The 13405-nt window shown below is 66.3% G+C and carries 11 protein-coding genes; 5 read left to right on the top strand and 6 right to left on the bottom strand.

The window, feature by feature from the left end; translation table 11 throughout:
• Positions 1–829, top strand: an 829-nt coding sequence (locus ACIQ42_RS08195) for a Gfo/Idh/MocA family oxidoreductase (RefSeq protein ID WP_397421710.1), incomplete at its 5' end; no start/stop codon positions are given.
• A gap of 128 nt (positions 830–957) precedes the next feature.
• On the opposite strand, the gene ACIQ42_RS08190 is transcribed toward ACIQ42_RS08195, so the two are convergent.
• Both ACIQ42_RS08190 and ACIQ42_RS08185 read right to left on the bottom strand, forming a co-directional pair.
• Positions 958–1716, bottom strand: coding sequence for a PIG-L deacetylase family protein (locus tag ACIQ42_RS08190; protein WP_397421709.1), 759 nt, complete (start codon positions 1714–1716; stop codon positions 958–960).
• A 6-nt stretch (positions 1717–1722) separates the two neighbouring features.
• Positions 1723–2148, bottom strand: a complete 426-nt coding sequence (locus ACIQ42_RS08185; RefSeq protein ID WP_397421708.1) for an Lrp/AsnC family transcriptional regulator — start codon at positions 2146–2148, stop codon at positions 1723–1725.
• 122 nt (positions 2149–2270) lie between these two features.
• Between ACIQ42_RS08185 and ACIQ42_RS08180 the strand changes: the two genes are divergently transcribed.
• Together ACIQ42_RS08180 and ACIQ42_RS08175 are read left to right on the top strand one after the other, a co-directional pair.
• Positions 2271–3377 carry a saccharopine dehydrogenase family protein gene (locus tag ACIQ42_RS08180; protein WP_397421707.1) on the top strand — a complete coding sequence of 369 codons (1107 nt, stop codon included), beginning with the start codon at positions 2271–2273 and terminating at the stop codon, positions 3375–3377.
• 3 nt (positions 3378–3380) lie between these two features.
• Complete coding sequence (locus ACIQ42_RS08175; protein WP_397421706.1) at positions 3381–4904, top strand: aldehyde dehydrogenase family protein; 1524 nt, start codon at positions 3381–3383, stop codon at positions 4902–4904.
• A 47-nt stretch (positions 4905–4951) separates the two neighbouring features.
• Here the strand turns inward: ACIQ42_RS08175 and ACIQ42_RS08170 are convergent, their stop codons facing one another.
• Entirely contained in the window at positions 4952–7267 is a 2316-nt protein-coding gene (locus tag ACIQ42_RS08170; protein ID WP_397421705.1) for a putative bifunctional diguanylate cyclase/phosphodiesterase, read from the bottom strand.
• Positions 7268–7269: 2 nt separating this feature from the next.
• Positions 7270–7464, bottom strand: a complete 195-nt coding sequence (locus ACIQ42_RS08165) for a hypothetical protein (RefSeq protein WP_397421704.1) — start codon at positions 7462–7464, stop codon at positions 7270–7272.
• A 244-nt stretch (positions 7465–7708) separates the two neighbouring features.
• Between ACIQ42_RS08165 and ACIQ42_RS08160 the strand changes: the two genes are divergently transcribed.
• Positions 7709–8653 carry an AAA family ATPase gene (locus ACIQ42_RS08160; protein WP_397400426.1) on the top strand — a complete coding sequence of 315 codons (945 nt, stop codon included), beginning with the start codon at positions 7709–7711 and terminating at the stop codon, positions 8651–8653.
• 148 nt (positions 8654–8801) lie between these two features.
• On the top strand, positions 8802–10166 hold the full coding sequence (locus tag ACIQ42_RS08155) for a VWA domain-containing protein (RefSeq protein ID WP_397421703.1): 1365 nt from the start codon (positions 8802–8804) through the stop codon (positions 10164–10166).
• Here the strand turns inward: ACIQ42_RS08155 and ACIQ42_RS08150 are convergent.
• A complete protein-coding gene (locus tag ACIQ42_RS08150; protein WP_397421702.1) occupies positions 10144–11634 on the bottom strand; it encodes an MFS transporter in 1491 nt (496 codons plus the stop codon). The genes ACIQ42_RS08155 and ACIQ42_RS08150 overlap by 23 nt on opposite strands.
• A 93-nt stretch (positions 11635–11727) precedes the next feature.
• Positions 11728–13405: acyl-CoA carboxylase subunit beta (locus tag ACIQ42_RS08145; protein ID WP_397421701.1), on the bottom strand; the 1678-nt coding region annotated here is incomplete at its 5' end.

The following is a 13405-nucleotide window of genomic DNA, read 5'->3' as shown; positions in this document are numbered from 1 at the left end:
GACCCCGCCGGTCTTCGTGGGGCTGGTGATGCGCTCGCTGCCGATCGTGCGCGAGGTGCAGGCCCGGGTGGCGCGGGGTGAGCTGGGTGACGTGGTCTCGATCGACGCCACCGAGCACCTGCCGCCCGAGCACGGCGGCTATCTGGCGCGCAACTGGCGGCGCAAGCAGGCCTGGGGCGGCTCCTACTTCCTCGACAAGGTGGTCCACGACTTCGACATCTTCGGCGTGCTGGCCGGCGCGTTCGGCGTGCTGGCCGGCGCGCGGCCGGCCCGGGTGGCAAGCTTCGGCGGTCGCCGGATCTTCACGCCCGACCGCAAGGACCCGCCGCGCACCTGGGAGGACGGCTCGGCCGCCTATGCCCTGCGCGACGCCGGCTGGGCCGGCGCCAACGACGCCTTCCAGTCGGACATGGACGTCACCGACCACCAGGTGGCCATGGTGGAATACGCCAATGACGTGCGCCTCTCGTTCCACGCCAACAGCCACGTGGCCCTGACCGAGCGGCGCTGGTACGTGGCCGGGACCGAGGGCACCCTGATCGCCGATCTGGTGCGCAACAGGCTGATGGTCCGCCGCGCCCTCCATCGCGGCAAGCCGGAGAAGATCGACTACGGCGGCGTCACCGCCGATGCCCACAATGGCGCCGACCAGGCGATGGCGCTGGACTTGCTGGCCGCGCTGGAGGGAAGGGCCGCGTTCCCCGTTACGCCCTATGACTCGCTGGAGGCGGGCCTGACGGTGATGGCCATCGACCGGGCGATGGACGAACGCCAGGTGGTGGACTGCGCGCCGATGTGGGCGCGGTATGACGCGGCGCGGGGGATCTGAGCGCGTCAAACATGATCAAGGGGCGGGACATCGGCTCGCGGGCAGAGGCGGGCTCGCGTGTCCCGCTTTTCCAGATGATTCCATCTGAACCGGACAGGCTCCAGCCTCGGCTAATCAGCGGACGACCGTCACCCCTCCTGCGGCAACACCACTGCCCCCAACAGATCCTGCAACACCGGCGTCTTCGGATAGGGTGGGTGGCGGTACTGGCGGAAGCCTTCGGCATATTCGACCCCGGCGTCGCGGCCGACGCGGCGGGTCCAGGCGACCATGTCGGCCAGGTGGTCCACGATGCCGTGCTGTTTCGCCACCCAGTCGGCCTGGCTCCGGTGCTGGGCCAGCATGGCCTGTTTGGTCGAGAAGGTCGCGCCCACGTCCACGGTGAAGTGGCGGGGGATGCGCACGCCGTCCCGGTCGCGGCCTCCGATGGAGTCCATGAAGTAGAGCGCCGGAATATGGTCGAGAGCCTGTAACGGACCGGTACGGTAATTTGCCACGGGCGCCGCGAAGCAGGCATCTCGCGCCAGCAGACTGATGGCCTCATGGTCCGGGTGATAGTCTATGGGGGAGGCGGTGATCACCAGATCGGGGCGGACGCGGCGAATGAGTTCCGTCACCGCGCGGCGCGAGGGATCGTCATTGAAGACACCCAGATCGGCGAACCCCAGGCAGAGATAGTCGGCGCCGATCAGGGCGGCGGCGGCGGCGGCCTCGGCCTGGCGGATGGCGCCGGTTTGCGCCGGATCATGCACGGCCGAGCCGCCCTCGCCCGCCGTGGCGGTGGCGATGGTCACCGCATGACCCTGGCCGGACAGCAGCGCCAGCGTACCGCCGGCCAGGATCTCGATATCGTCGGGATGGGCGTGAACGGCGAGGATACGGGCCATGCGCGCCTACCGGTCGAACTTTGTGGAGAGCACGATGGAGGAGTTGGTGCGCTCCACACCCTTCACCGCGCCGATCTCGTCGATCGCGGCATCCATCTCGGCGACATCGGCCACCTCTACGGTGGCGATCAGGTCGAAGGGGCCGCTCACCGACTGAAGCCGCCGCACGCCCGGCATGCGCCTGAGGGCTGCGGTGACGGCGGCGGCCTGTTTGGGTTCCACGGTCAGCATGATGAAGGCATGGACCCGTGTGATCCCGTAGGCATTGGCCAGCCGAACCGAATAGCCGGCGATCACGCCACTCCGTTCCAGCCGGGCGAGCCGGCTCTGGATCGTCGTACGCGAGAGCCCCAGCGCGCGGGCCAGCTCGGCCAACGGCGCCCGGGCATTCTCCCGCAGCCGCGCCAGCAGGTGCTCGTCAAGATCATCCATCGTCGTTTCGCCGAAATGACTGCTCGTTTCGCCGAAAATATCCCACCACATCGCCGAAAGTGCAATTGCCATCGACTCTGAAGCCCGGGACCCTCGCGTGCAGGATGTTGAGGGGATGAACGATGCGCAGAGTGGCCATTATCGGAGCCGGGAAGATCGGGTCCACGGTCGTGGATCTTCTGGTGGCGAGCGGGGACTATGAAGCCCTGATCGTCGATCAATCCGAAGTCGCCTTGATGACATTCCGGGATAGACCCGGGGTGTCTGCCCTGGCGATGGCGATCAACAGCGCAGAGGCTCTGGCCGTGCGGCTCACCGGCGTCTTCGCCGTGGTCAATTGCGCGCCCTACCACTTGACCACCGTCGTGGCCCGGGCGGCGAAGCTGGCCGCCGCCCACTATCTGGACCTTACGGAGGATGTGGCCTCCAGCCGCATCGTCCGCGACCTGGCCGTCGACGCGACCACCGCCTTTGTCCCGCAGTGCGGGCTGGCGCCCGGTTTCATCACCATCGCCGCCTGGGACCTGATCAAACACTTTGACCAGTTGCATGACGTGCGCCTGCGGGTCGGCGCCCTGCCCCGGTATCCATCCAACGCCCTGAACTACAACATGACCTGGTCGACCGACGGGGTGATCAACGAATACTGCGAACCCTGCGAGGCCATCACCGGCGGCGTGCTGCGGGAGACTCCTGCGCTGGAAGAGTGCGAGGCCTTCGCACTGGATGGTGTGGCCTATGAAGCCTTCAATACCTCCGGCGGCCTTGGCACGCTGTGTCAGACCCTGGAGGGCAAGGTCCGCAACCTCAACTACAAGACCATCCGCTATCCCGGCCATGCGGCGATCATGAAGGCGTTGCTGAACGACCTCAATCTGCGCAATCGCCGCGACGTGCTGAAGGACATCCTGGAGAACGCGGTGCCGGCCACCCTTCAGGACGTGGTGATCGTGTTTGTCACGGTCTCGGGCATGAAGGCCGGGCATCTGATGCAGGAAACCTATGTCAACAAGGTCTTCGCCAGGTCGGTAGGCGGCGAGGTGAAGAGCGCGATCCAGATCACCACCGCCGGCGCCATCTGCGCGGTGCTGGACATGCTGGCCGACGGCGCCTTGCCGCAGGCGGGCTTCATCCGTCAGGAGGACATACCCCTGCCGGCCTTCCTGGATAACCGTTTCGGACGCTTCTACGCGCCGCAAGCCACCCCCTTTCGCGACGCCGCCGAGTAGGTCATGACGGTCCAGATGAAGAACACCTCCGTCGCGGCGGACGCCGCCGCCGTTCTCCACCGCCTGGGGGTTCGGGAAACCCTCTGGACCGGCGGCGGCCGGCCCGTTCGCTCTCCCGTGTCCGGCGAGGTGATGGCGCACGTGCATGACGCCACGCCTTCGGACGTCGCCCGGGCGGTAGAGACCGCCCATGCCGCCTGGCTCGACTGGCGCAGTGTGCCCGCGCCGCGCCGGGGCGAGCTGGTTCGCCTGTTCGGAGAAGAGCTGCGCGCCGCGAGGGCGGACCTCGGCGCCCTCGTCACCCTGGAAGCCGGCAAGATCACCTCCGAGGCCCTGGGCGAGGTGCAGGAGATGATCGATATCTGCGACTATGCGGTGGGCCTGTCGCGCCAGTTGTTCGGTCTGACCATCGCCACGGAGCGGCCGGAGCACCGGATGATGGAAACCTGGCGACCGCTGGGAGTCGTGGGGATCATCTCGGCCTTCAACTTCCCCGTGGCGGTCTGGTCATGGAACTCGGCCCTGGCGTTGGTCTGCGGCGACACCTGTGTGTGGAAGCCGTCGGAGAAGACCCCGCTCACGGCGCTGGCCGTGCAGGCGCTGTTTGAACGCGCGACAGCCCGGTTCGGCGGGGCGCCGGAGGGTCTGTCCGCCATTGTGATCGGCGGGCGCGAGGTGGGTGAGGCGCTGGTCGAGCATCCTCTGGTCCCGCTGGTGTCGGCGACCGGGTCCACCGCCATGGGCCGCGCTGTGGGGCCGCGACTGGCCGCCCGGTTCGCCCGCGCCCTGCTGGAGCTGGGCGGCAACAACGCCGCCATCGTCGCGCCGTCGGCGGACCTGGACCTGACCCTGCGCGGCGTCGCCTTCGCCGCCATGGGCACGGCCGGCCAGCGCTGCACCACGCTACGGCGGCTGTTCGTTCACGAGAGCCTGTATGACGCCTTCCTGCCGCGCCTGAAGGCGGCCTATGCCTCGGTCCGGGTGGGCGATCCCCGCGCGCCCGACACCCTGGTCGGCCCGTTGATCGATCAGGCCGCGTTCGATCTGATGCAGCAGGCGCTGGCCGACGCCCGCGCCGCCGGGGGGATCGTGACGGGTGGGGAGCCGGTCGACGTCGGCGGCGGGCTCTATGTTCGCCCGGCGCTGGTCGAGATGTCGGGACAAGCCGATGTTGTGAAGCGCGAGACCTTCGCGCCGATCCTCTATGTGATGCCATATTCCGAAATGGCCGCGGTCATCGCCGCCCAGAACGACGTACCGCAGGGGTTGTCGTCCTCGATCTTCACCAACGACCTGCGGGAAGCCGAACTGTTCCTCTCTGAACGTGGATCGGACTGCGGCATCGCCAACGTCAACATCGGCCCGTCCGGCGCCGAAATCGGCGGGGCGTTCGGCGGCGAGAAGGAAACCGGCGGCGGCCGGGAAGCCGGCTCCGACAGCTGGAAGGCCTACATGCGCCGCGCCACCAATACCGTGAACTATGGCCGCACCCTGCCGCTGGCGCAGGGGGTTCGGTTCGACGTCTAGAACGAGGCGCGCGTGGGCAGCGCCCGGATCAGGTCGCCCTCCAAAAGTCAGGCGTGATGGCGCAAATCGTGACGATCTTCGTCCAGAAAGTCGAAAAGACGCCTTAACGGCATGGGCCGGGCCACCAGATAGCCCTGCGCCTGGTCGCATCCCATGGCCGACAGGAGGGAGAACTGATCGTTGGTCTCGACACCTTCAGCCACGACCTTCAGACCCAGACTGTGAGCCAGATCGATGGTGGAGCGCACGATCAGGGCGTCGCGCTGACTGCCGACCACGTCCTGGACGATGGAGCGGTCGATCTTCAGCTCATGGCCGCGGATCCGCTTCAGATAGGCGAGAGACGACAGACCGGCCCCGAAATCATCGATGGCGATGGAAACGCCGAGGTCAGCGAACCGGTCCAGCATCTTCAAGGCCATATCGGGGTTCTCGATAACGGCGGTTTCGGTGATCTCGAAGCAGATCTGGCCGACTGCCGGCTTGAGAGCCTCGGCCACGAAATCCACGAAGTCCGGTTCGCCCAGGATCCGTCCGGAGATGTTCACCGCCACATCAACCCGGTGGCCCACCTCGGCCAGAGCCCGCTGATCGGCCACCGCCTGGCGCACGACCCATTCGGTGAGGGCGCGGATATGGCCGGTCTCCTCGGCCATTGAGATGAAGACGTCAGGGAAGATCATGCCGCGGGTCGGGTGATTCCAGCGCACCAACGCCTCGGCGCCGGTGACACTACGTCGACGCATGTCGAACTTCGGCTGATGCCACAGCTCCAGCTGGCCATCCTGGATGCCGGTCACCAGGCTGGACATCAACGACAGGTTCTCCGCCGGATCGCCGTAGGCCTGCGGATCAAACATCCCCATCTTGCGCCGTGCCGCGCGAGCCTGATCGAGTCCGACCACGGCGCGCTCGATGGCAGGCCCCACGGCGCCGTCCTCGAGCGGGGCAATACCCACGCTCAGGGCCACATCGATGTCCTCGCCACCCACTCGCACCGGCTGCTCCAGCTGAGCCAGCAGTTGCTGCACGTCCTCCAGCGCCGCCGACGCGTTCTCGGCGATGAGCAAGAACCCGAGCACTTCGGTTGAGATCCGCGCGACGCCACAGGTGGGCGCAAGCCCCCCCAACCGGTTGCCGACCATGCGCACCGCCTGCGCCGCCAGCTTGTGCCCGATGGCGCCGCGCATGTGGTTGAAACGGTCCATGCCGAGCGCCGCCACAAAGACCTGGCCCTCCGGCCAGTCCACATGGGCCTCGACCACACGTTCCAGCGCCAGCCGGTTGGGCAAGCCGGTGTCGTCGTCATGCAGAGCCTGGTGCGTGATGCGGCGTTCACGATCCTGCATCTCGGCAGCCATGGCGTTGAAGCTGCGGGCCAGGCGACCGATCTCGTCGTCGCTCTTGATGTCCACCCGGGCGTCTTCGCCGCGCTGCAATCTGTGCGCGGCCTCGTCCAGCTCCGAAATCGGCCGGGTCACGCCGCGCGCCAGAATCCAGCTACCCCAGCTGACCACGGCCAGCCCGGTCAAACCCAGCAGGCCAACGACAATCAACAACGGACGAAACGGCGCCACCGCCTGCGCGACGGGGTAACGCAGCAACAACACCGCACCGCCGCCGGGCTCAACGGTGTGAAGCGGCTTGACCAGGGCGACCACCTGGCCGGATGTGAGACGCAGCACAGCAGGCCCGCCCCTGGCTTTCAGGGATTGGTCGATAAACCCACGCACGGTCGGACGGGTCAGTTCGGAGGCGCCGGCGGCGTCCGACCAGCCGTCCCGCGATGAGCGATGCAGCACCCGCGCAGTCAGCGGGATAGCTGACAGTTGCTCCAGCGAGCGCATTTCGCGGTCGTCCAGCCGCACCGCGAATACGACCCAGCCAATCAGTTCCGGCGACAGCACCGGCGCGCTCACCATCTGAAACGGCTGGCCGCCGACCAGGAACACACCTGACGGGTCATCGGACGCCGCGAATGACCGGACCAGACGCTGGCGATCCGCCTCGGGGAGGCTCGCGCCGATCACCCGGCCATCCGCATCGACCATGAAGGCCAGATCAATCCCCATGCGACGACGCAGGTTGACCACGGCCGCGCCGATCGTCGCCGCGTCGCGCGTTGCGGCGGCTTCGCGAAAGCCGAAGTCCCGTGACAACAGCGCGGCGGCCTCAGCCAATCGTTCCGAACGCATGCTCCAGATACGGTCAAACACCGTCCCGGTCGCGGCCAGTTCCATCCGGACCTGCCGCTGGGCCGCGCTGGAGATCGCCAGGAATACCGCTGCCGAAATGATCAGAAGCACCGCGCCGAACATGGCGGCATAGAGCACGGTCAATCGGGTTGAGAGCTTGCTGAACATTTTCAGTCGCCGCCGCGCCGAAGCCGCGAGGACTTCAGGGCATCGGTCCACCCCAGAGACAGATTCCCGGTTGCCGGGAGAATCGCCCGACGGGTTTCGTCGTGATCGTAGAGCTCGGGTTCAGAGGTGCGGGCCAAGGGGAATGGACCCGAAAGTCTGGCCTCGCCCCGCACGCCGGCGTCCGGGCGCACCATCACGACCACGTCCACAACAGGACGACCGGCGCTTGTTACAAGCGTTAAATCAAGCCCCGCGGCTCGCGCATTGCCCGCGAGACAGAGGACGACCGCAAAGAGCGCGAACCGAAGCATGCGCCTCCCGCATACCCGCTCTTGGTGAATTCGCCGTAAAGCTTGATTTCAAAGGGAATGCACGGCAATCCAAACGCTTGTTTGGCGTCCGGCGCGCCCCATTCGAAAGATCGAGCCCTTGAGCACTTCCATGACGACCGCGCGCGCTGCAGGCGCGGCCGATCCATTGGCGTCGGTGGACGCCCTGATCGAGGGCCTCGGCGGCGTCGGCTACATCGCGTCACGCCGGATCGCGACCGCGCTCTACATGGCGGTGAACCTGCAGAAGCCGATCCTGGTGGAAGGCTCTGCCGGCGTCGGCAAGACCGAGCTGGCGCTCTCGACATCGGCCCTGCTCGGCCTGCCGCTGATCCGGATGCAGTGTTACGAGGGACTGGATGAGTCCAAGGCCCTCTACGAGTGGAAATACGGCAAGCAGCTCCTCTACACCCAGATCCTGAAGGACCGGATGGGCGAGGCGCTGGCCGATGCACCCGACATGGACGCCGCCATGGTGCGCCTGCACGGCATGGGCGACCTGTTCTTCTCCGAGCCCTTCCTTGAGCCCCGCCCGCTGATGAAGGCGCTGCGCGAGGACGACGGCTGCGTCCTGTTGATCGACGAAGTGGACAAGTCGGACGAGGCCTTCGAAGCCTTCCTGCTGGAGGTGCTGTCGGCCTATCAGGTGTCGGTCCCCGAGCTCGGCGTGATCAAGGCCAAGACGCCGCCGCTGGTGTTCCTGACCTCCAATAACGTCCGCGACCTGGGCGACGCCTTGAAGCGCCGTTGCCTGCATCTGCATATCCCGCTGCCCGAGGCGTCGCTGGAAGAGCGCATCGTCGCGACGCGTGTGCCGGGCATCGAGGCTGGCCTCACGAAGGAGCTTGTCGCGTTCGTCCAGACCCTTCGCACGCTCGACCTGCGCAAGCCGCCGTCGATCTCCGAGACGGTCGACTGGGCCCGCGCCCTCATCCTGCTACACGCTGACAGCCTGAGCCCCGACATGGTGCGCGACACGCTGAACGTGATCCTGAAGTTCGAGCAGGACATCGAGGCGATCGAGCCGCAGATCTCGGAACTGATGCACCGGCGATGAGCCCGCTCTCACCCTACCGCCGCTCATCCCGGCGAATGCCGGGACCCAGATCGAAGAGCATCGATGTGGGTTGGAGTGGCGCTGCGGCTTACGCACGTGCGTCGGTGTCTATCCATCTGGGTCCCGGCATTCGCCGGGATGAGCGTTAGTGCAGCACACCCTCGAACAGTTTTTCCGCGCGCTCAGGGCCGCTGACGTCCGGATTTCTCCGGCCGAGGCGATCGACGCCAGCCGTGCGGTTCTGGTCACCGGCTACGGCGACCGCGAGCTGTTCAAGGACGCGCTCTGCGTGACCCTGGCCAAGACCGCCGACGAGGTGGATCGGTTCGAGGGCGTGTTCGAGACCTTCTTCAGCCGCGACCTTGTCACCCTGCCGCCGGGCGGCAAGGACTCCGAACAGGGCGAGCCTTCTGAACAGGACATGGCCCAGGCCGAGGGCTCGCCCCTGGCGCAGGCCGTACTGCAGGGCGACGCCACCGCCATACAGCAGGTCATGGAAGCCGCCGCGGCCCGCGCCAATGTCGCCGACATCCGCCTCACCACCCAGCGCTCGCGTCTGACCCGGCGGCTGCTGGAAGAGATGGGCCTGGAGGAGATCGAGCGGATCATCGCCAACGCCCGCCGTATGCCGGATGGCCAGGGCGAGGGCCTGGCCAATCGCCTGGACGAGGCCCGCCGCAGCCTGTTCGAACAGGCCCAGACCTATGTGGGCCGACAGCACGACCTCTATGCCGCCGGCTCGGCCCGGGAGTTGCGGGAGGAGCGACTGCTGCGCAAGCAATTGAACGCCGATGGCGGGGTCGACCCTGTCGACTACGTCCTGATGCAGGCGATGGTGAAGAAGATGGCCAAGCGGCTGGCCGCCAAGTATTCGCGCCGCCGCCGGACCGCCCGCAGAGGGCATCTGGACGTCCGCAAGACCCTGCGCCGCTCCATGGGCTATGGCGGCGTGCCGTTCGAGATCCTCTGGAAGGTGAAGAAGGTCGACAAGCCCTCGATCGTGGCGATCTGCGATGTATCGAAGTCGGTGGCCGCCTCGGCCCAGTTCCTGCTGACCTTCCTCTATTCGCTGAACGAGGTGGTCGAGCGGATGGAGGCCTTCGCCTTCTCAGGCCGGATGATCAGCGTCAACGACATCCTGGATGACCACGGTGTCGACACCGCCATCCTCAAGGTGCTGCAGCAGATCGGCTTCCAGCAGACAGACTACGGCCGCTCGTTGCAGGACTTCGCCGAGCAGCATCTCGACAAGATCGACCGCCGCACCACGGTGATCTTCCTGGGCGACGGGCGCTCAAACTTTGCCGACCCACGCCTGGACATCATGCGCCAGATCCACGATCGCGCGCGCGCCGTCATCTGGCTGAACCCCGAACCCGAGAGCTACTGGTCCCAGGGCGACAGCGTCATGCACCGCTATGCGCGCTTCTGCCATGTGGCCAAGCAGTGCGGGAACCTGGAGCAGCTGGAGCGCATCATCGAGGACGTGCTCAGGAGCTACGTCCCGCACTGAGACTTTCTGCCCGTCGGATCTTCAGGTCTGCGGAGATATGTTCCTGTCGGGCGCGGGATATGGCGTACGGCGCAAACACCAGGCCCCCCACCACACAGAGGACAGCAGGGAGCGGTCCCCAGGCCAGAACAAGGTTGGCGAGCACGTCTTCCGGGATGACCGCGTTGACCTGCCGTCCGGCGTCGCGGGGAAAGCGCAGAAGGTCGAGGGCAAAGCCGCCGACCAGGGTGCCGATGCCGCCAGCGGCCTTGCCGGCAAATCCGAGACCGGAAAAGAACAGGCCCTCTCGCCGGGTGCCGAACAGATGCTCATGCTCATCCGCTGCGTCGGCCATCATGGAGGGGTAGGCGATGAAGATCAGCCCGACACCGATTCCGACCACAAAGGTCGAAGCTGCCAGCCATGGCAGGGCGTCAGCGCCGGTGAAAGTCACCACGCCGCTTGCGCGTAAACCCGGAAGAATTGTCCAGAACGCAATAACCAGCGCAAATCCCAGAGCTACGGCGGTCTTTTTCTCGATCCTTCGAAGTAGCATCGAAGTCAGCGGTATGCCCGCCAGAATGCCAGCGAGACTGGCATAGCTGAGGATCTGCATGGTCTCCGGCCGCAGTTTCCAGACGAACACATAGTTGTGGTTCTGCAGCGCCGCATGGACCCCGGAGGCGCTGGCGAACAGCAACATCGATCCAAACAGAATCCGGAACGTCGGGTTGCCGAACACTTCCGAAAACTCACCCAGCAGCCGTCGGGTCATCGGCTCAGGCGCTGTTGTGGGCTGCGGAAGCGCCGCAGCATAGCGCCACATGCCTGCGCAGCAGATCAATGCGCCAACCAGCATGATCCCTGCGATGCTCCATCCGAAAGCCGGATAGCGATCTGGTCTCTGGAGACCGCCGGTACCGGCGAAGAACACGGAATAGGCCAGGGCGGTGATCAACACGGTCACCAGAATTCCGGACAGCAGGCGAATGGCGACGATCCTGGATCGCTCCACATAGTCTTCGGCCATTTCGCCGCCCAAGGCGAAATAGGGAATGTTGAACATCGAGGCGAAGGCTCGAACCGTCATCTTGGTTATTGTGAGCCACCCGAAGAGCAGGAGGGGCGACAACCCGGATGGCGGTGCGAACAGAAGCCCCATGGTCACCATCGTCAGCGGTGCGCCGATGAGCATCACCGGCAAGCGTCGACCGAAGCGCGACCGGACGCTGTCTGACCACGACCCGATCAACGGATCCGCAGCGGCGTCCAGGCACAGACTGATGGCCAGTGCGAGGCCAACCATGCTGCCGGAAAGCCCCAGAACGGCTGTGTAATAGAAGAATATGAAACCGTTGGCGGCCAGGTAGCCGGATTCCACCACCTGGCCGATGCTGTAGTAGAATTTGATCGCTGTCGACGGCTTCAGATCACCTGCGACCGGCAGGCCTGGCGACGGCGCCTCAACTCCACCACTTCCGACTGCCAACTGGCTTCCTCCCGACCTGTGTCGTCTTTGTCTCGAGGGTAGGCCGTTGAGCGGGGGTAGCAATGATGACGTAGCGTTAGTCGGCCCGTATCGCTACCAGCTGTCGATCCACCTAAGCTTCTTCCCCGCCCGCGGCGGAACCGGCGGCAGGCTCTTGAGGCCGCCCAGGATCCAGCGGCGCGTCTCGGCGGGATCGATGACATCATCCAGCTGCACGCCGCTGCCCTGGCTGAGCGCCTTGCCGCGGGCGTAGGCCTGGGCGACCATCTCGTCGAACTTCGCCTTGCGTTCAGCCGGGTCGGCGATGGCGGCCAGTTCATTGCGGTAGCCCAGCTTGACCGAGCCCTCCAGCCCCATGCCGCCGAACTCGCCGGTGGGCCAGGAGACGCAGAACATGGAGCCCTGATAGCTGCCGCCGGTCATGGCGATGGCGCCAAGGCCGTAGCTCTTGCGCAGCACCACCGAGAAGATCGGAATGGTCAGGTTGGCGCCGATGACGAACAGTCGTGAACAGTGCCGGATCAGGCCGGTCTTCTCGGCTTCCGGGCCCACCATGTTGCCGGGCGTGTCCGAGAGCGACACCACCGGAATGTCGAACGCCTCGCAAAGCTGCAGGAAGCGGGCGGCCTTGTCGGAGGCGTCACTGTCGATGGCGCCGCCCAGATGCATCGGGTTGTTGGCGAACACGCCCACCGGGCGGCCTTCGATCCGGATGAAGGCGGTGACCATGGCCAGGCCGAATTTCGGGCGCAGCTCCAGCACGCTGTCCTTGTCGGCGATCAGCTCGATGACCTTGCGGATATCGTAGACGCGCAGGCGGTTCTCCGGGATCGCGCGGCGCAGCAGGCGCTGATCGGCGCAGGACCAGTCGGCCAGCGGACCCTGGAAATAGCTGAGATACTTCTTCGCGACATGGACGGCCTCTTCCTCGTCCTCCACCAACACGTCGATGGTGCCGTTTTCCTGCATCACCTTGATGGGACCGATCTCCTCGGGCCGGAACACGCCCAGGCCCCCGCCCTCCACCATCGCCGGACCACCCATGCCCAGAGCCGAGTCCTTCGTCGCGATGATCACGTCGCAGCAGCCGAGGATCGCGGCGTTGCCCGCGAAACAGCGGCCGGAATTCACCCCCACCAGCGGCACGGCACCTGACAGCCGCCCCCAGAACTCGAACCCGCGGGTAAAGCCGCCGCCCTCAGTGTCGCCCGGCCGTCCGCCGCCGCCCTCGGTGAAGAACACCACCGGCAACCGCCACTTCTCGGCGAGCTCCGCCATGCGGTCGAGCTTCCAGTGGTTGTTGCCGCCCTGGGTGCCGGCCAGCACGGTATAGTCATAGCTCATCACGGCGCAGCGGGCCCTGTCCTCGGGGAACAGTGCGCCGTTGACCTGGGCCAGGCCCATGATCATGCCGTCGGCCGGGGTGGTGTCGATCAGCTCTTCCAGAGTGTTGCGCCGCCGTCGGGCGGCCACCACCAGCGGGCCGTACTCGACGAAGCTGCCGGGGTCGACCAGATCGGCGACGTTCTCCCGCGCCGTCCGCTGTTTCGTCTTGCGACGCCGGGCCACCGCCTCGGGGCGCGCCTCATCCAGGGTGCGGCGATGGCGGTCCAGCACCTCGGCCAGATCGGGCCGGATGAAATCAAGGTCGATCGCCTCGGCAGCGACCTCGTCGCCACCCTCGATCCCGGTTTCCTCGATGAAGGCCAGCGGATGGTCGTCAAATACGGTGTCGCCCACCTCTACGCTCACCTGGCGGATGATCCCCGAA

This window comes from Phenylobacterium sp. (assembly GCF_044372605.1).
Taxonomy (GTDB): Bacteria; Pseudomonadota; Alphaproteobacteria; order Caulobacterales; family Caulobacteraceae; genus Phenylobacterium.
The sequence above is the reverse complement of the archived record's forward strand: the minus strand, read 5'-3'. Positions and strand labels throughout refer to the sequence as shown.